The organism is Sediminimonas qiaohouensis DSM 21189 (assembly GCF_000423645.1).
GTDB lineage: Bacteria > Pseudomonadota > Alphaproteobacteria > Rhodobacterales > Rhodobacteraceae > Sediminimonas > Sediminimonas qiaohouensis.
In genome coordinates, this window is record NZ_AUIJ01000031.1 from 16,512 (window position 1) to 35,123 (window position 18,612).

The window sequence follows — 18,612 nt, forward strand, 5'->3', positions numbered from 1 at the left end:
TGGAAACGATGCAACAAAACCGACCGCGTGGTCAAGAGTATTGCGCATCGCGCCGCTTTCCCCCATGCTACGCGAAACGAGAGGAGCGCTTCGATGCTGACAGCACAAAGTTTTGCCGCAGGCCGCTGGATAACCCCGGACGCGACTGCCACCGACATCATCGGCCCGGTCACGGGGCAGCCCGTCGCACGTGCGGGCAGTGCCGCACTGGATTTCGGCGCAATGCTGGATCATGCGAAAACCCGCGGCGGCCCGGCCCTTCGCGAGATGACGTTTCACCAGCGCGCCAAGATGATCAAGGCCCTTGCGGCCTACCTCGACAGCCGCAAGGAAGAGCTTTACGCAATCAATCCGCTAACGGGCGCCACCCGCCGTGACGGATGGGTGGACATCGATGGCGGCATCGGCACGATGTTCGTGTTCGCATCAAAAGGCCGGCGCGAAATGCCCGATGGGCATGTCTACATAGACGGCGGCATCGAACAACTCGGCCGCAAGGGTAGCTTTCTGGGCCAACACATCGCCGTGCCGCTACAAGGCGTCGCGGTGCAGATCAACGCCTTCAACTTCCCGGTCTGGGGGATGCTTGAGAAACTTGCCCCCGCCCTTCTGGCCGGGGTGCCTTCGATCGTAAAACCGGCAACGCAGACATGCTACCTGACTCATGCCTGCGTGCAGATGATGATCGAATCGGGGCTGCTTCCCGAAGGGGCGCTGCAACTGGTGATCGGACGCACGGGCGATCTGCTGGATCGTCTCGGCCCGCAGGATATCGTTAGCTTCACAGGATCGGCCGATACCGCGCTCAAGCTGCGCAACACGCCCAACCTGACACGCAACGCCACGCGCTTCCTGGCCGAGCAAGACAGTCTGAACGCATCCATCCTCGGACCGGACGCAGATCCCGACAGCCCCGAGTTCGACCTGTTCATCAAAGAGGCCGTCGCAGAAATCACCACCAAGGCCGGCCAAAAATGCACCGCAACGCGGCGCCTGATCGTGCCGGATGCCATGATGGGCGCTGTGGCCGAGGCGTTGTCGGCGCGCCTGTCCGCCATCACCATAGGCAAGCCGGACGCGGAGGGCGTGCGCATGGGCGCGCTGGCCAGCCACGCGCAAAAGGCCGACGTGCTGGAACGGCTGACGCAGCTACGCGCCGAAGCGCGGCTTATCCACGGCGATCCCGATACCCTGTCCCTCACCGACGCGGACCCCGCGCAGGCGTTCCTGCCGCCGATGCTATTGGCCTGCGACGACCCCGACGCGGCCCGCGCGGTGCACGAGGTCGAGGCATTCGGCCCCCTCTCAACGCTGATGCCATACCGCGACACCGGCCATGCCGCCCATCTGGCCAATCGCGGTGGCGGGTCGCTGGTGTCATCACTGTTCACGCACGACACCGATGTCGCGCGGGATATCACGTTGAACGCGGCGGCATGGATGGGGCGCATCTACATCATGGGGCGCGATTCGGCGGCCGAGGCGACCGGCCATGGCTCCCCGTTGCCGCACATGATCCATGGCGGACCTGGCCGCGCCGGCGGCGGAGAAGAACTGGGCGGCATACGCGGCGTCATGCACTTCATGCAGCGCACCGCGGTGCAAGGCAGCCCCGACATGCTGACCGCCATCACCGGACAATGGATCAAGGGCGCGGCCCAGACGACCGGGCCAATGCATCCGTTCCAGCGCACCTTCCACGAGATCAAAATAGGCGAGACGATTCATACCGAGGCGCGCACCGTCACCTTGGATGATATCGAACATTTCGCCAGCTTCACCGGCGATACGTTCTACGCCCACATGAACGAAGAGGCGGCACGCGCCAATCCCTTCTTCCCCGGCCGCGTGGCGCACGGCTACCTGCTGCTAAGCTTTGCCGCCGGCCTGTTCGTGCAACCCGATCCGGGGCCGGTGCTGGCCAATACCGGGTTGAATGCGCTGTCGTTCCAAAAACCGGTTAGTCCTGGCGATTCGATCCAGGTCGCCTTGACCTGCAAGCGCAAGACCGGCCGTACCGAGACCTATGGCGAGGTGGCCTGGAACGCCACGCTCACCAACCAGGACGACGAGCAGGTCGCCGAATACGAGTTGCTGACCATGGTGGCCTATGATCGCTAACGCGGTCGCGCGCCAAATGGCCTTCAACACGCGTGCATGCCGGTGTAACAGGGAAATATGGATCCGCTTGCCCCCCTGATCGACGCCCTGCATTCTGAAGGCCGGTTGCGCGTCTGGTCGCTGGTCATCACCGTTTTCGGCGACAGCGTCCAGCATCGCGGCGGCCGTATTTCCACCGCGCGGCTCGGCCGGCTTCTGGGCCGTGTCGGGGTGGAACAGGGGGCGCTGCGCACGGCCCTTTCGCGACTGGCACGCGACGGTTGGGTCACGTCCGAGCGGATCGGCCGGTCCAGTGTTTACCGCCTCAGTCAAAGCGGGCTATCGCGCTTTACCGAAGCCACGGGCCGCATCTACGCCGCACCGCGTGCCGCGCCGGTCGGGGAATGGGTGCTGGCCCTAGGGCCGGAACAACCCGGCCTGCCACTTGGTGGCGGATGGATGTTGCGCCCCGCCGACAAAAATACAGACAATATACCGACGCCATACTGCGCGGTTACAGGGGCACTTAGCGAGCTATCAGACGATATGCGCGAGGCCATTCTGGGCGAGGGGCAGCGCGCCGCGCTCGAGGCACTGGCGCGCGATCTGGACATCCTTGAAGGGCTCTCGCTGGACCCGTTCGATGCCGCGGCGGCCCGTACATTGTTGATCCATCGTTGGCGTCGGATCGTGCTCCGTTACCCCGAGCCACCGAACGAGGTGCTGCCGCAAGACCTGTGCTCACCGGCCCCGCCACGCGCCCGTGTGGCCCGCGCCTACCTCGCGCTCAGCCCCGCCGCCGAGCGCTGGTTCGACCAATGCGGCGAAGACGTCTTGGCCATGCCCTGCTCGCCGACGAGCCTCGATTGGCGCTTTCGCACCTCGTAAGAAGCTTGATTTCTGATCTCACGGGTACAATTCTCGTCGCATGACAACGCAGCCGCCCGCCCCTCAGTTCAACAGGCATGAGCCAGAGCAGGTCGCATTCCAACGGCACGAACTGGGCGTGATCCTTGGCCTCTACGGGCGCATGGTCGCCGCCGGGGAATGGCGCGATTATGGAATTTCCTGCCTGCGCGAGGTTGCCGTTTTCTCGATCTTCCGGCGCACCGCGGAGCATCCGCTCTACCGCATAGAAAAGCGCCCGAAACTGCGCAACAAGCAAGGCATCTATGCCGTCATCGGCATGGACGGCCGCGTACTCAAACGCGGTCACGACCTGAAGGCAGTGCTCCGCGTCCTCGAACGCAAGTTGATCCGCGCGGTCGAATAACCCCTTCTGGGCTGGGTTTTCCTGTTACGGACGGACATGCGCCAAAAGCAGCAAACCCTGTTTTTCGATGCGCGCCATCGCCGCCTGCATATCCTCGATCCGGGTCGCCATGTGATGCGCGTTGGCATGTATCAAACTGCGACCATCCAGCACCAGCGCGACATGCCCATGCCAGAACAGCAGATCCCCCGCCTTGCGCGGCGTCCCGTCCGGCAGGGGGGCGCCAAAATGCTCCTGCTGCTGATCGCTATCCCCGGGACACGCGATTCCGCAAGCCAAAAAGGCGGCCTGCACAAGGCCCGAGCAATCGATCCCCCAGCGGGAATTTCCGCCCCACAAATACGGTGTTTCCAGGAACAGTCGCGCAACCTCAACCGGGTCTCGTTCCGTGCTATCGGCAGGGCGGACATGCTGTTTGGGAATGTAACCCAGTTCGGTCTCAATGAAATCGCTACTCTCGCGCAACGCCGAAACGCGGCTACCGAAACTGAGCGCCAAGAGATCCGGCGATTTGATATCCGCCTGCGTATAGGCATGGCTTGATGCGGCACTAATCCTATGAGTGGCCTCGCTAGACGGGCCGAGCACATCCTGCAGCACGAACCCGTGATACCCGTCCTTTTCCACCCGGACATGGGCATACCCCGCGCCGCGCCCGAGGACCGCCACCTTATCGCCCATGAGAAGCTGACGGTCACGCGCGCCGCCGGCGCTACGCCGCAAATCCACGACGGGGCGCGCAATAGCCGCGGGCGTGTTTTCCCGGGATAGCGTTGGGTCCGGTATACTCCGTCGGTCCGTCATGCGATGTCAAAAACCCTTTCAATCGCTCCAAGCAGGGCACGCGGTCCTTGCCCCAATCCCCCCTTGGGCCGCGCCGGCGCCGCCTTTGCCTGCCATGCGTATATGTCGAAATGCGCGTAGCGCGGCGCAGCGCGCGCAAACCGGCGCAAGAACAACGCCGCCGTGATCGCGCCGCCCATACCGCCGTTGGGCGCATTGTCCAGATCTGCAATGCCCGGCTCAATATCGGCCTCGTACGGGTCCCAGAACGGCATGCGCCACACCGGGTCGGCCACCTGCGGCGCGATATGTGCAAGCGCCCCGGCCAATGCATCGTCATCCGTGAACACCGGCGCAATATCGGGGCCCATGGCGACCCGTGCCGCGCCTGTCAGGGTTGCCATTGAAATCATCAGGTCCGGCGCGCCCTCGGCGCCGCAGGTCAGGGCATCGGCCAAAACCAATCGGCCCTCGGCATCTGTGTTGTTGATCTCAACTGTAAGCCCCGCACGAGAGGTCAGGATATCACCCGGCCGGAAGCTGTTTGCGCTGACGCAATTCTCTACCGCCGGGATCAGCACGCGAAGGCGCAACGGCAACCCCAGTGCCATGATCATATGCGCCAGCCCCAGCACGTTTGCCGCGCCGCCCATATCCTTTTTCATGCTGCCCATTGATGTGCCGGGCTTGAGGTTCAGCCCCCCGGTATCGAAGCACACCCCCTTGCCCACCAGGGTCAGCAACGGACCCTCTTCGCCCCAATGCATGTCGATCAATCGCGGCGCGCGCGAACTTGCGCGGCCAACGGCATGGATCAAAGGATAGTTCTGCTCGATCAGGTCCTCGCCCCGCACCACCGACAGGCTGGCCCCATGCGTATGCGCCAGATCAAGGCACGCCGCCTCCAGGGCATCCGGCCCCATGTCATTGGCCGGTGTGTTGATCAGGTCGCGGATCATGCACTCGGCTTCCGCGAGCACTTCAAGCCGGGGGGCATCCACCCCCTGGGGCGCGATCAGAAGCGGCATGGATCGCTTCGGGTCTCCTCCGCGATACGTGTCGAAACGATAGCTCGCCAAGAGCCAGCCCAAAGCCTCTTGCTCGGCCTCGTCCGCGGGCAATCCACCTGCGATGCGGTAAGTTCCCGCAGGCAATGCCGCCGCCGCAGCCGCAAGATGGAACCGCCCACGCGCCCGCTGTTTTCGGGTGCCAAAGCCCATCAATGCCATTGCCGGGGCACCATCCGTCCCCGGCACCGCCAGGCAGCGACCCAACGTTCCGTCAAAGCCGCTTGCAGTGATCCAGCGGCGCGCTACATCTGCCTGCTGAGCGGCCCACTCCGTTACGGCCCCCTCCTCCAGAAGAAACAGCGGCAAAGCCTCGTCGGCGGTCGCGGGATCGGCAAATCTTGGCATCATGTGGCAAACCTTCGCATCATGGATCAGTTACGCCGCAGCCTACGGAACAGGCGCCTCCCTGCAAGAGGCATCTTCGCGAACACAGGAACAAGGCACGCGCGCCTCTCCAAAGAGGCGTCAGGATCACGCCCACCGTGATGCGCAATGCGCGCGAAAGCTTGCAATGCGTTAGCATTTCCGCTCGAATTCACGACCGACCCAAGCTAATACCCCCGGGGCCATGAAGGTGCGAGGTACAACAGATGCAACATGCCAAGAAACTCCCGAAATACTTGACCCAGAGGTATCACGGTTGGAAAGCCACCAGCTTTGCCGAGAACCGCAGTTGGTATAGCCACCTTGCCAACGAGGGGCAGCATCCCCGCGCCATGGTGATCTCCTGCTGCGACAGCCGCGTGCACGTGACATCGATCTTCGGCGCCGATCAGGGCGAGTTCTTTATCCATCGCAACATCGCCAACCTTGTCCCCCCGTTCGAGGCCGATGGCGCGCAGCACGGCACCTCTGCGGCGCTGGAGTTCGCCGTCACGTCCCTGAAGGTGGCGCATATCCTGGTAATGGGTCACTCGAACTGCGGCGGCGCCAAGGGGTGCCTTGATATGTGCAGCGGCGCCAACCCGTCGCTTCAGGAAAAGACCAGCTTTGTCGGGCGCTGGCTTGATATACTGCGCCCCGGCTACGAGCGGGTGAAGCATATCGAAGACACCCGCGAATTGCAGGGCGCCATGGAAAAGCAAGCTGTCATGGTTTCGCTGGAAAACCTGATGACCTTCCCATTCGTTGCGGACGCGGTGAAAGACGAACGGCTCAGCCTGCATGGCCTGTGGCACGACATCGGCTGCGGCGGGCTGGAGTATTTCGACGCCGACGAAGGAGTATTTCACCCGGTCTGAGAGACAAAAACGGGCGTCCCCAAGCATGGGAACGCCCGCACATTACGGTAAATATTGGCGCGCCTCAGCCCTTCTTGAGCACTTCACGCCCCAGCAACTCGGCGATCTGAACCGCGTTGAGCGCCGCGCCCTTGCGCAGGTTGTCGCTGACGCACCACAGGTTCAGACCGTTATCAATGGTCGAATCCTGGCGAATGCGGCTGATGAAGGTCGCGAAATCACCGACGCATTCAACCGGCGTGACATAGCCACCGTCCTCGCGCTTGTCGATCACCATGATCCCCGGCGCCTCGCGCAGGATGTCGCGCGCCTCGTCGTCGTCAAGGAAATCCTCGAACTCGATATTGACCGCCTCGGCGTGGCCCACGAACACGGGCACCCGCACGCAAGTCGCTGTGACCTTGATCGACGGATCGACGATCTTCTTCGTCTCGGCGACCATCTTCCATTCTTCCTTGGTGCTGCCGTCATCAAGGAAAACGTCGATATGCGGGATGACGTTGAACGCAATCTGCTTGGGATAAGCGCTCGGCTCGACCTCCTGACCGGGGACGTACATGCCCTTGGTCTGGTTCCACAACTCGTCGATCCCCGCCTTGCCGCTTCCCGACACCGATTGATAGGTGCTCACCACCACGCGCTTGATCTTGGCCCGGTCGTGCAAGGGCTTGAGCGCGACAACCATCTGCGCGGTCGAGCAGTTGGGGTTCGCAATGATGTTCTTCTTGGCGTAGCCGTGAACATCCTTCGGGTTCACCTCGGGCACGATCAGCGGCACATCCGGGTCGTAGCGATAGAGCGAGCTGTTGTCGATCACCACGCATCCGGCCGCGGCCGCCTTGGGGGCGTATTTCTTGGTCGCGTCCGATCCGATCGCGAACAGCGCCATGTCCCAGCCGCTGAAGTCGAAAGTCTCCAGGTCGCGGGTCTTCAGCGTCCTGTCGCCAAAGCTGACTTCGGTTCCCAGGCTGCGGCGACTGGCCAGCGCCACGATCTCGTCTACCGGGAATTCCCGCTCGGCAAGTATGTTGAGCATTTCATGGCCCACGTTCCCCGTGGCGCCCACAATGGCAATCCTGTAGCCCATCTTGGACAAACTCCTTTACTAAGGTCGCGCGCCTCATACCCCACGCCACGCCCGTTTGAAAGGGGGCGCGTCAATCCAGCCGGTCACGACTAAGCAGGTACGGGGCCAATCCCAGCAGCAACAGAACCGCGAAAAACCCGAATACGACCTGATAGGGCATCGCCGGCGCCCCGCCGATTTCGGAGGCCACCGCATGCAGCTGCCCAGTAAGCACTTGAAACAGACCAACGCCGCCGATTCCGAACAGGTTCATCAGCGTAACACCCCGGCCCGCCAAGTGCGTCGGGATAAAACTGCGACCATGTGCCATAAGCATCGGAAAGGACATGCCGAACAATCCAACCGCTGCACACAGGGCAACCGCCGCCCCAAAACCCAGCTCGGGTTGAGTGGCCAAGGCGAACAACGCCAGCATCCCCGCGGCATTTCCAACGAACACGACCCATTTGCGCGTCCCCAACCATCGGTCAAGCGGGCCATAGGCGAAGGTGCCCAGGATCATCGCGATGCCCATGATCATGGTCGCGTTGCCAATCACCGTGGAGGTCGCCGCATGCACATCGCCCAGATAGGGACCGACCCACAGCCCGCGCAGCCCTGCCGCCGGCGCGTAGTTGACGAACATCAGCGGAAAAATTAGCCACATCGCCGGCAGCCGCAGCAGGTCCAGAACCGATCCCTTGCGCGCGTGCTCGGCCCGTGGCGGATCTTGCACCGTCATGAATATTCCAAGCGCCAGTATGCCCGACACGGCCGCCAGAACGAAAAGCGATTCGCGCCATCCAAACACCTCGACCGCCCAAGCCAGCGGCGCCGAGCCAGCAAGGTTCCCGACCGACCCCACGCCGATCATGACCGCGCCCAAGGTTGCGAACATGTCAGCCGGGAACATCCTGGCGAAAATGTAGTAGCTGGCCATCAGAACCGGCGAGCACCCCACCCCGATCAGGCCCATCGCCACGGCCACGTGTACCGGGGCGCTGGCCATCGCGAAAACCAATGCCCCGCCGCCACCGCCAAGCGCCAACAGCACTGCGGCGGTGCGCCGTGGCCCTATCCGATCAAGCGCCTCGCCCACCGGGATCTGCATTGCCGCGAAAGTCAAGAACCACAAGCCCGACGCGAACGCCAGATCATCAGGCCCTGCGCCGATGTCAGCCTCAAGCACTTGGCTGAGCACTGCCAGAAAGGCACGGTAGAACTGACTAAGCACATACCCCGCGCACAGTAGGATCAAACCCAGACGCATCGCGCCTTCCTCCCTTGAAAACCCGAAGGACTGCCTGCCACGGGGCGCGGGGATGTGCAAGCTCCGCCCCCGCGGGCACGCCTCAGATGCAGCGCCCGCCGTCAACTTCCATAGCGACCCCGGTGATCATTCCTGCTTCTTCCGAGCACAGGAACGCGGCCGCGTTCCCCATGTCCTCGGGGGTTGAGAACCGGCCCAACGGGATCGTGGAAAGGAACTTGGCGCGCATTTCCGGCGTATCCTCGCCCATGAACGAAGACAGCAGCGGCGTCTCGCCCGCAACCGGGCAAATCGCATTCACGCGCACACCCGACGGCGCCAGTTCAACCGCCATCGTCTTGGTCGCGGTGACCAGCCACCCCTTCGAGGCGTTGTACCAGTTCAGGTTCGGCCGTGGACTGATCCCCGCCGTCGATGCAACGTTCAGGATTGCACCGCCGCGCCCTTTCATGGCTGGCACAAACGCCCGCGCCAACAGGTATACGGATTTGCAATTCACCGCGAAAACGCGGTCGAAATCCTCTTCGCTCACATCCTCCAGCGGGGTGGGCTTGTGTGTCACCCCCGCGTTGTTCACAAGGATATCCAGCGCGCCAAACCGTGCCTGAACGGCCTCTGCCAGCTTGGTAACGCTGTCCCCATCGGCCACGTTGCACACCTGCGATACCGCGCCATTACCCAGCTCGGTCGCCAGCTCCGCAGCGCCCTCGGCGTTTATGTCAACGACCATGACGCGCGCGCCCTCATTCGCGAATTTGCGCGCTATCCCGGCGCCGAAACCGCTTGCCCCGCCCGTTACAACCGCGGTCTTGCCCTCGAGTCTCAAGTCCCTGTCTCCTTCGTTTCCGTGCGGCCCCGGCGCTTAGCCGTGGCAGGCCGCAACCGTTTTCAGCGTGGTAAAGCCATAAAGCGCCTCAAACCCCTTCTCGCGGCCATGACCGGATTTCCCGACACCGCCAAAGGGCAGCTCCACGCCACCGCCCGCACCGTAGTTATTGATAAACACCTGCCCGCAATGCAGCGCACGAGCCAGCCGCATCTGCCGGGCGCCATCGCGCGTCCAGATACTGGCGACCAACCCGTAGTCGGTGCCGTTCGCGATGCGCACGGCCTCGGCCTCATCGTCGAACGGGATCACTACCTGCACGGGGCCAAATACCTCGTCCCGGGCCAGCACATGATCTGGTGCCACATTCGCAAATAGCGTGGGCGCTACGTAATGCCCGCCCTCCGGCAGATCCGGCAAAGTGGCACGCGCGGCGATCTCCAGATCCGCGCCCTTTTCAATGAACCCTTCCACGACGTCCTTCTGCCGCGCCGATATCAGCGGCCCGACATCCGGATCATCCGTCGCCGGCCCGATGCGCAGCGCGTTGTAGCGCTCAGACATCCTGGCGATCACCTCGTCATAGCGTGAGCGGTGGACAAGGATGCGTGATGAGGCAGAACAGGTTTGCCCGCAGTTCTGCACGCCAGCCCCGACAAGAAACGGCAAGGCACTATCAAGATCCGCATCATCAAATACGATTTGCGGAGATTTCCCGCCAAGCTCCAGCGTGACGGGCACTACGTTGCGCGCCGCCGCCCCCTGCACCGCGGCGCCGGTCGCGACCGACCCGGTAAAGCTGACATGCTGGATGCCCGGATGCGCGCTTAGCGCTGCGCCCGCCTCGCTCCCCAATCCCGGCACCACGTTCAGCGCGCCATCGGGCAAACCGGCGTCCCGCGCCATATCGGCAAAGGCCAGCGCCGTCAGGCAGGCATCCTCGGCTGGCTTGAGAACGCAGGCATTGCCGGTGGCCAACGCCGCGCCAACCGATCGGCCAATGATCTGCATCGGGTAGTTCCACGGCACGATATGGCCGGTCACCCCGTGCGGCTCTCGCAGGGTATAGACGGTGTACCCCTCCTGGAACGGGATCGTCTCACCATGCAGCTTATCGGCCGCCCCCCCGTAGAATTCCAGGTAGCGCGCCAGCGCAACCGCATCGGCCCGCGCCTGCCTGAGCGGCTTGCCCACATCGCAAGCCTCAAGCCGGGCCAGATCATCCACCCGCTCTGCGACCATGCGGCCAAGCCGCGCGAGTATCCGCCCGCGCTCGAACGCGGGCATGCGGCCCCACGCGCCTTCGCGTGCCGCCTGCGCAGCGGCAACAGCGGCGTCAATATCTTCCGGCTGTCCCCGTGCAATGGCGCCAATAACCTCGCCTGTCGAAGGGTTCTCCAACGGCAGCGTCCCTCCGCCATGTGGCACCACCCATTTCCCCGCGATCAGGCATTTGGCGGGGTCGAACCAAAGTTCGGGCTGTTGCGACGTCATCTTGCTATCCTTTCTGGCGCGACGGTCAGGCGCGGCGCCGCCCTGACCAATTGTTGCGTATAAGTATGACGCGGGGCGTCGAACACGTCCTGCGTGACGCCTTGTTCGACGATCTGTCCTGCCTGCATAACCAGCACCCTATCGGTGATCGAGCGGACAACCGACAAATCATGGCTGATGAACAGATACGTCAGGCCCAGGCTATCCCCCAGCTCAGCCAGCAGATCGAGGATCTGCGCGCGCACCTGCACATCCAGCGCACTGACAGCCTCGTCCAAAATGATCAGTTCGGGCCGAATGATCAGCGCCCGCGCAATCGCTATGCGCTGCCTCTGCCCGCCGCTGAACTCGTGGACGAACTTGCGCCCGTCATCCGCGGATAACCCGACGCTTTCCAATGCCTGCGCAATGGCGTCGGACCGGGCCGAGCCCTGCGGCGCGTCATCGAGCAGGTGAAACGGCTCGCTCACCAGCCTATCCACGCGATGGCGCGGATTGAAACTGCCGTATGGGTCCTGGAACACCACCTGCATGTGGCGGCGCACCGCACGATTGGGCCGGTGCCCGGTGAATACCGGCTGACCGTTCAACTCGATCGTGCCGGCCTGCACCTCTTCCAATCCCAGGATGGCACGCGTCAGTGTGGACTTGCCGCAACCCGACTCGCCCACCAGGCCAAGGCTTTCGCCGCGCCGAATGTCAAAGCTGACACCGTCCACCGCTCGAAACGTGCCGGCACGCCCCCACCACCCGGTACGGGGCGTCGCATAGTCCCGCACAACATCCCGCACGCTCAGCAGAGACGCTTCGCGCGGCTCGGCGGACCTGTCGGGAACGTGCGAGGATGCCGCAAGCAGGGCCTTGGAATAGGGATGCTGCAGATCCGTAAGCAATCGGTCGGCGGGGCCGTTCTCCACGACCTCGCCGTCGCGCATGATCACGATGTCATCGGCCATGTCCGCCACCACCGCCAAATCATGACTGATCAGCATGCAAGCCATGCCATCCTCGGCTACCAGCCGTTTCAGCAGCTTCAGGATCTCCGCCTGCGTCGTCACATCCAGCGCGGTTGTCGGCTCGTCCGCGATCAACAGGCGCGGGCGCAATGCGATGGCCATGGCGATGACAACCCTCTGGCGCTGCCCGCCCGACAGCTCGTGCGGATAGCGCGACATCGGAAACCGGTCTTGCGGCAACTCGGCCCGCGCAAGCGCCTCGGCGGCGCGCTGCATCGCCTCGCCGCGACTTACACGCTCATGGATCAGGATTGTCTCGGCGACTTGCGCGCCTATCGTCTTGAGCGGGTTGAGCGCGGTCATCGGTTCCTGGAACACCATGCCCACATCGCGGCCGCGCATTTTACAAAGCGCAGTCTCGGACAGGGTCAGCACCTCTTGGCCCGCCAACGTGATCCGCCCCGAGCATCGCGCGCCGCTTGGCAATAGCTGCATCACCGACAACGCTGTCATCGACTTGCCGCTGCCCGACTCGCCGATCACGCCAAGAATGCGCCCCGCGTCCACCCCAAGGCTAACCTCGCGCAGGATTGGCAGGCCCTGCACATCCATGCTCAAGCGGTCTATTCGCAACAGGGTCATCGGCCAGTCCTGCGTAAACGGGGGTCCAACAGGTCACGCAGGCCATCACCCATCAGGTTCAGGCCCAGCACGGTCAGCAGGATCGCCATGCCGGGAAATATCGCCATGTGCGGGGCAAGCGAGATCATCGTCTGGCTATCCGCCAGCATCCGGCCCCAACTGGGTATCGGCGGTTGCGCGCCCAAGCCGACATAAGACAACCCGGCCTCGGCCAAAATGCCAAGGCTGAACTGAATTGTTCCCTGCACGATCAGCAGGTTGGTAACGTTGGGCAGGATATGCTCGACACTGATGCGCGCCGCATTTTTTCCCGCGACGCGCGCGGCAAGCACGTAGTCGCGTGTCCACAGGCTTAGCGCCCCTGAGCGGGTCAGGCGTGCGAAAACCGGAATATTGAAGATGCCGATTGCGATGATCGCGTTGACGGCACTGGCCCCGAAGACGGCGGTAATCATGATCGCGATCAAGAGCGACGGGAACGCGAACACCAGGTCATTGCCCCGCATAATCACCTCGTCCAGAAGGCTCCCCTTTCGGGCCGCCGCAGCCAGGCCCAGAGGCACGCCAAGCCCCATGCCGATGCCGACCGCCACCAGCGCCACCGCGATCGAGGTGCGCGCGCCCACCATGATCATGCTCAGGATATCGCGGCCAAAATGATCGGTGCCCAAGGGGTGCGCCGCACTCGGCGACTGGATCTTATTGGCGATGTCTAGCTCCGTGATGTCATACGGGGTCCACAAAAGGCTCAGCACCGCCGCCCCGGCAAACAGCAGCGTCAGCGCCGCCCCCGGAAGCAGGCTACGCCCCTGCGCCAGCACCGTTATCCCCGCACGCAGCGTCATCGCGCCCTCCGCAAGCGAGGATCGACAATGGCATAGGTGATATCGACAATGAAATTCACCACGATCACCGCGCAAACCAGCAACATCACCACCGATTCCACGACGATCAGGTCACGCGCACTGATCGATTGGAACACCAGCCGACCAAGCCCCGGTAGAAAGAAAACGTTCTCGATAATGATCGCGCCCGCGATCAGGAACGAAAACTGCAAACCGATGATCGTCAGCACCGGGATCAGCGCATTGCGCAGCGCGTGCCGCCACAACGCCTGCGCCCGGCTAAGGCCCTTCGCGCGCGCGGTGCGGATGAAATCCTCGCCCAATGTATCCAGCAGCGCCGAGCGCATCACCCGCGTCAGGATGGACGCCTGCGGCAACGCCAACGCGATAGCGGGCAGGGTCAGGCTATGTATCGCGGGCCAAAATCCGGCCTCCCACCCGACAAATCCTCCCGCCGAGAACCAGCGCAAGTTGATCGCAAAGACCAGGACCATCAACATCGCGAACCAGAAATTGGGAATCGCAACGCCAAGCTGCGTAACCCCCATCACGCCCAAGTCGACGCCAGACCCACGCCGGGACGCGGCCCAGATCCCGGCCGGTATCGCGATCAGGGTGCTCAGGCTCAGCGCCAGCAACGCCAACGGCAGGCTGATCCAGATCCTGTCGGCGATCATCTCGGATACCGGTGTGCGGTAGGTATAGGAGGTGCCGAAATCCCCCACCAGCATGCCGCCGACCCAATCGCCGTAGCGCGCCAACGGCCCACGGTTCAGACCCAGTTCCTCGCGCAGGGCGGCAAGGGTGTCCTCTTGGGCATTCACGCCCAGCATGCTGGCAGCCGGATCGCCGGGCACCACCTCAAGCGCCAGAAAGATCACCACACTGGCGACGGTCAGGCTGACCGCCAGCGACAACAGCTTCTTTATCACGTAGCGCAGCATTCAGCCTCACCGCCCGTCGTCGCACCCGGGGGACTTTGCCCCCGGAAAGTTTCAGGAAATACGCCCGCCCCGGTGCTCACAACAACACCGGGGCGGGCAAACGCGGCTCACTCGGCCCAGGACACGCCGGTCAGGTCGATCGCCTGCGTCGGGGAGTTCTTCCACAGGCCTTGCACCCCGGTCTTGGCCACACCAAGCGCCGGCAACTGAAACAGGAACCCGTTAACGTAATCGCCCGCGATGATCCGCTGCGCCTTCTTCAGCATCTCGCTGCGCGCCTGCGGATCGGATTCGACCTGCAGGTCGTCCATCAATTCCTGGAACTCGGGGTTGTCATACTGAAAATAGTAATCCGGGTTGGCGTAGATACCGATATCCAGCGGCTCGGTATGGCTGATCACGGTCAGGCCGAAATCCTTACCGCGAAACACCTGCTCCAACCACTGCGGCCATTCCAGGTTCGTGATCTCGGTCTCGATACCAACCTCGCGTAGCTGCGCGGCGATGATCTCGCCCCCGCGACGGGCATAGGACGGCGGCGGCAGCTTGAGCGTGGTGGAAAACCCGTCACCATACCCCGCCTCGGACAGCAGGCTACGCGCCAGGTCGGGATCGTAGGCGCTCTGGTCCGTCAGATCCACGTAATCGGGATGGTGCGGGGCGAAATGCGTGCCAATCGGCGTTCCATAGCCGAACATCGCCCCATCGATGATCGCCTGACGATCAATCGCATGTGCCATCGCTTCACGCACCTTGACGTTGTCAAAGGGCGGCTGCGCGTTGTTGGTGGACAGGATCGTCTCCCCCTCGGTCGAGCCAACCAGCACCTTGAACCGCGGATCGGCATCGAACTGCGGCAGGTTCTCCGGCGCGGGGAAGCCCGAAAACGCGTCGATATCCTCGGCCATCATCGCCGCAAACGCCGCCGTCGGGTCCGAAATGAACTTGAACGTCGCGCTTTCCAACTTGGCAGGGGTGCCCCAATAATCCTCGTTGCGGGTGATCTCGATACGATCACCCTGTACCCAATCGGAAAACTCGAACGCGCCGGTGCCAACCGGGTTGGTCTTGATGTCCTCGATGCTCTCCGCCGCCACGATCACCGCGTCGCCCCAAGCCAAGTTGAACAGGAAATTGCCATCGGGCTGCGCCAATGTGATCTTCACCGTCAGCGGCTCGACCACCTCGACCGCCTCGATCCCGGCGAACAGCCCCTTTTGCGCGTTGGTGCTATCCTCGCCCCGCGCGCGATCAAGCGAGAATTTCACATCCCCCGCATCCAGGGCCGATCCGTCATGAAAGCTTACGCCATCATGCAGATGGAACGTGTAAACCAAGCCATCATCCGATATGTCCCAGCTTTCCGCCAGACCGGCATTGACCGAGCCATCGGGACCAAATCGCGTCAGGCCCTCGAAGATGTTGGAATATGTCACCTGGTCGATCGCCCCGGCGGCGGCGCTTGTCGGGTCAAGGTGCGGCGGCTCAAGCTGCATGCCGATCACAAGATCGCTTTGCGCCTGCGCCGCGCCCATTCCCGCAACCAGCGCCAGCGCGCTGGCCAGACCCGTTTTGATCATCTTCTGTTTCATATTACTCCCCCTGTTGTCAGGCCTCTTGGCCCTTGTCTGTCAGCAATTGGATCAGGGACAAGCCCATCACCCTGGCCGAAATCAGCATATCATCGACGCCAACATATTCATCCGGTTTGTGCGCCAGGTCCAGAATCCCGGGGCCGTAAGCAATGCAATTATGCAAGCGGCCGATCCGGTCGATATGCTTCTGGTCATAGGTGCCGGGGCTGACGACATATTGCGCCTCCTGGCCCATCGTCTGCGCGATCGCTTGCGCCACTGTCTTTACCACCGGCGCCGATTTCTCCGTCATCGTCGGCAGAACGCTATGCAGCTCGCGTATGTCATAGCGGAAACTCTCGCGCCGCTCGGCCACGGCGCGCAGCACCTCCAGCACCTCCTGGCGAACCTCTTCGATATTCTCTTCGATCAGGAACCGCCGGTCGATCACCATGCGGCAACTGTCGGGCACACACGGTGCAGGCAGGCCAGTGTAATCATCGGCCTGCTCGTTTTCACCGCCATGGATGGAATTGATATTCAGCGTCGATTGCCGCGCGCCCTCGGGCACGACCGGCATATCGGTCCGCTTGCGCGCCAGCGCCGGGAACAGCGTCTCTTCCATCTCGTGCATCACCGCGCCCATGTGGCGCACCGCGCAGTCGCCCAGAAACGGCATGGAGCCGTGGGCGATCTCGCCATGCGTCTCGATCTCCGCCCACCAGACACCGCGATGCCCCAGGCAAATACGATCCTTGTTCAGCGGCTCGGGGATGATCACATGCTGCACACGCTCAGGCGCGAACCACCCTTTTTCGGCGAGGTAGGCAACACCGCCGAACCCGCCCGATTCCTCATCGGCGGTGCCGCTTATCTCGACCGCGCCGGCAAAATCCGGGCACACCTCAAGGAATGCTTCCGCCGCGATGATGCTCGCGGCCAGCCCCCCCTTCATGTCGCAGGCCCCGCGGCCATAGATGCGCCCATCCTTCAATTCGCCGCCAAACGGGTCGGTGGTCCAACCGCGGCCAACCTCGACCACGTCGATGTGACTGTTGAAATGCACGCAGTCTCCCGCGTGCTTGCCCTCGCGGCGCGCGACGATGTTCCAACGCGGATGGCGGTCGCTATCCCCCACGGCGCCTTGGGCGCGAACCAGATGCGTCTCAAACCCCGATGCGCCAAGCCGCCTGTCCAGGTACTCGCAGATCTCACGATAATTTTCGCCCGGCGGGTTCAGCGTCGGAATGCGTATCAGGTCCTGTGTCAGTGCGATCAAATCGTCGCGCCGGGCCTCCACCGCCTCGACCAACCTGTCGGAAAGGGACATTCAAACGCCTCATAGCCATTGCATCTGCAACCGCAATCATGCTCCGGTGCTCATACGGCATCAATACCGTACAAACACGGGAGCCCCACACATGAAGGACTTCGCCCGCCTTGCCTTTGACGCTGCCCCAATCGGGCTGGTGCTGACCGAACAGCGGATCATCCGGGCATGCAACGCCACATTTGCCAACATGACGGGGTACGGGACGGATGCCTTGACCGATTGCAGCTTTCGCATTCTCTATGCCTCCGAGCACGAGTTCGACAGCATTCGCGACATCGGTCTTGAGCCCTTGCGCCGCGACGGCGCCTATAGCGACGAACGCCTGTTGCGCCGCGCCGATGGCGGTGCGCTGTGGTGCCGGTTCCGCGCCCGTACGCTGACCCCGGGCGATCCGCTTGCCCGCGTCGTGATGAGCTTTGCACCAATCACCACCCGAGAGGCGCCCCCGCTCACCGCGCGCGAACGCGATGTGGTCAGCGGCCTGGCGCGCGGACAAACCAGCAAGGAAATCGCCCGTGCGCTCGGCCTGTCGCCGCGCACCATCGAAGATGTGCGCGCGCGCCTGCTCAAGAAGTTCAAGGTGCGCAACGCCGCCCTGCTGCTGTCACGGCTTAGCGATCTGGGGCAATAGCCTTCATCACCCGATCGCGCCCTGTGCCGCCTTTCGGATGGCGCGGATGTTTGTGCCGTATGGGTCCGGGTCCGAGACGGAGCCGCCCTTGAACACCGCCGATCCGGCGACCAGAACGTCCGCTCCGGCGGCCGCGACCAGCGGCGCGGTGTCGGGGGTGACACCTCCGTCGATCTCGATATGCACGGGACGGTCGCCGATCAGGGCGCGCAGGGTGCGCACCTTGTCCGTCAGGTCCAGGAACGACTGCCCGCCAAAGCCGGGGTTCACCGTCATCACGCAGACCAGATCGACCATGTCCAGAAGCGGCGCCACCGCCTCGGCCGGGGTGCCGGGATTGAGCGCAAGGCCCGCCTTGCACCCCGCCGCGCGGATCGCCTGCAACGTGCGGTGAATGTGCGGACCCGCCTCCAGGTGCGCGGTCAGGATATCGGCGCCGGCCTGTGCGAACGCCTCGATATACGGGTCCACCGGCGCGATCATCAGGTGCACGTCCATCACCGTGGTCACATGCCGCCGGAACGCCGCCACCGCGGGCGGGCCGAAGGTGAGGTTGGGCACGAA

At 63.3% G+C, this 18,612-nt stretch carries 17 protein-coding genes; 5 read left to right on the plus strand and 12 right to left on the minus strand.

The annotated features are described in order from the left end of the window. Positions 1–93 precede the first annotated feature (93 nt). From paaZ to G568_RS0115820, 3 genes are read left to right on the plus strand one after another with little or no spacing between them, the layout of a single operon-like run. Entirely contained in the window at positions 94–2,121 is a 2,028-nt protein-coding gene (paaZ, locus tag G568_RS0115810) for a phenylacetic acid degradation bifunctional protein PaaZ (protein ID WP_026758927.1), read from the plus strand. A 57-nt stretch (positions 2,122–2,178) separates the two neighbouring features. Further along, positions 2,179–2,988, plus strand: a complete 810-nt coding sequence (locus tag G568_RS19110; RefSeq protein WP_051203096.1) for a PaaX family transcriptional regulator C-terminal domain-containing protein — start codon at positions 2,179–2,181, stop codon at positions 2,986–2,988. A 40-nt stretch (positions 2,989–3,028) separates the two neighbouring features. Next, positions 3,029–3,373 carry a DUF2794 domain-containing protein gene (locus G568_RS0115820; RefSeq protein ID WP_026758928.1) on the plus strand — a complete coding sequence of 115 codons (345 nt, stop codon included), beginning with the start codon at positions 3,029–3,031 and terminating at the stop codon, positions 3,371–3,373. 24 nt (positions 3,374–3,397) lie between these two features. Here the strand turns inward: G568_RS0115820 and G568_RS0115825 are convergent, their stop codons facing one another. Together G568_RS0115825 and G568_RS0115830 are read right to left on the minus strand one after the other, a co-directional pair. After that, positions 3,398–4,177 carry a C40 family peptidase gene (locus tag G568_RS0115825; protein WP_026758929.1) on the minus strand — a complete coding sequence of 260 codons (780 nt, stop codon included), beginning with the start codon at positions 4,175–4,177 and terminating at the stop codon, positions 3,398–3,400. Beyond that, the gene (locus G568_RS0115830) at positions 4,174–5,574 is read right to left on the minus strand and encodes a leucyl aminopeptidase family protein (RefSeq protein ID WP_037374320.1); all 1,401 of its coding nucleotides are present in this window, start codon (positions 5,572–5,574) and stop codon (positions 4,174–4,176) included. The genes G568_RS0115825 and G568_RS0115830 overlap by 4 nt, the downstream gene beginning before the upstream one ends. A 242-nt stretch (positions 5,575–5,816) precedes the next feature. Here G568_RS0115830 and G568_RS0115835 point away from each other — a divergent pair, with 242 nt between their 5' ends. Beyond that, positions 5,817–6,467 carry a carbonic anhydrase gene (locus G568_RS0115835; RefSeq protein WP_026758931.1) on the plus strand — a complete coding sequence of 217 codons (651 nt, stop codon included), beginning with the start codon at positions 5,817–5,819 and terminating at the stop codon, positions 6,465–6,467. Between the two features lie 64 nt (positions 6,468–6,531). On the opposite strand, the gene G568_RS0115840 is transcribed toward G568_RS0115835, so the two are convergent. The 9 genes from G568_RS0115840 to G568_RS0115880 form a co-directional block, all read right to left on the minus strand. Then, a complete protein-coding gene (locus tag G568_RS0115840) occupies positions 6,532–7,554 on the minus strand; it encodes an aspartate-semialdehyde dehydrogenase (RefSeq protein WP_026758932.1) in 1,023 nt (340 codons plus the stop codon). Positions 7,555–7,624: 70 nt separating this feature from the next. Next, positions 7,625–8,803, minus strand: coding sequence for an MFS transporter (locus tag G568_RS0115845; protein WP_026758933.1), 1,179 nt, complete (start codon positions 8,801–8,803; stop codon positions 7,625–7,627). 82 nt (positions 8,804–8,885) lie between these two features. Then, positions 8,886–9,629 (minus strand): SDR family oxidoreductase, encoded by a 744-nt coding sequence (locus G568_RS0115850; RefSeq protein ID WP_026758934.1) that lies wholly within the window; start codon positions 9,627–9,629, stop codon positions 8,886–8,888. 36 nt (positions 9,630–9,665) lie between these two features. Then, positions 9,666–11,123, minus strand: a complete 1,458-nt coding sequence (locus G568_RS0115855) for an aldehyde dehydrogenase family protein (protein ID WP_026758935.1) — start codon at positions 11,121–11,123, stop codon at positions 9,666–9,668. Next, a complete protein-coding gene (locus tag G568_RS0115860; RefSeq protein WP_026758936.1) occupies positions 11,120–12,721 on the minus strand; it encodes an ABC transporter ATP-binding protein in 1,602 nt (533 codons plus the stop codon). The genes G568_RS0115855 and G568_RS0115860 overlap by 4 nt, the downstream gene beginning before the upstream one ends. Next, on the minus strand, positions 12,718–13,566 hold the full coding sequence (locus G568_RS0115865; RefSeq protein ID WP_051203098.1) for an ABC transporter permease: 849 nt from the start codon (positions 13,564–13,566) through the stop codon (positions 12,718–12,720). The genes G568_RS0115860 and G568_RS0115865 overlap by 4 nt, the downstream gene beginning before the upstream one ends. After that, positions 13,563–14,510: an ABC transporter permease gene (locus G568_RS0115870; RefSeq protein ID WP_026758938.1), complete on the minus strand. Its 948-nt coding sequence runs from the start codon at positions 14,508–14,510 to the stop codon at positions 13,563–13,565. Before G568_RS0115870 ends, G568_RS0115865 begins: the two co-directional genes overlap by 4 nt. A 107-nt stretch (positions 14,511–14,617) precedes the next feature. Further along, complete coding sequence (locus G568_RS0115875; protein WP_026758939.1) at positions 14,618–16,102, minus strand: ABC transporter substrate-binding protein; 1,485 nt, start codon at positions 16,100–16,102, stop codon at positions 14,618–14,620. 16 nt (positions 16,103–16,118) lie between these two features. Continuing rightward, a complete protein-coding gene (locus G568_RS0115880; RefSeq protein WP_026758940.1) occupies positions 16,119–17,414 on the minus strand; it encodes an acetylornithine deacetylase/succinyl-diaminopimelate desuccinylase family protein in 1,296 nt (431 codons plus the stop codon). A gap of 91 nt (positions 17,415–17,505) precedes the next feature. Here G568_RS0115880 and G568_RS0115885 point away from each other — a divergent pair, with 91 nt between their 5' ends. Next, entirely contained in the window at positions 17,506–18,048 is a 543-nt protein-coding gene (locus tag G568_RS0115885) for a PAS and helix-turn-helix domain-containing protein (RefSeq protein WP_026758941.1), read from the plus strand. Positions 18,049–18,054: 6 nt separating this feature from the next. Here G568_RS0115885 and G568_RS0115890 read toward each other — a convergent pair. After that, the coding region (locus G568_RS0115890; protein ID WP_026758942.1) for a ribulose-phosphate 3-epimerase at positions 18,055–18,612 on the minus strand (558 nt) is incomplete at its 5' end.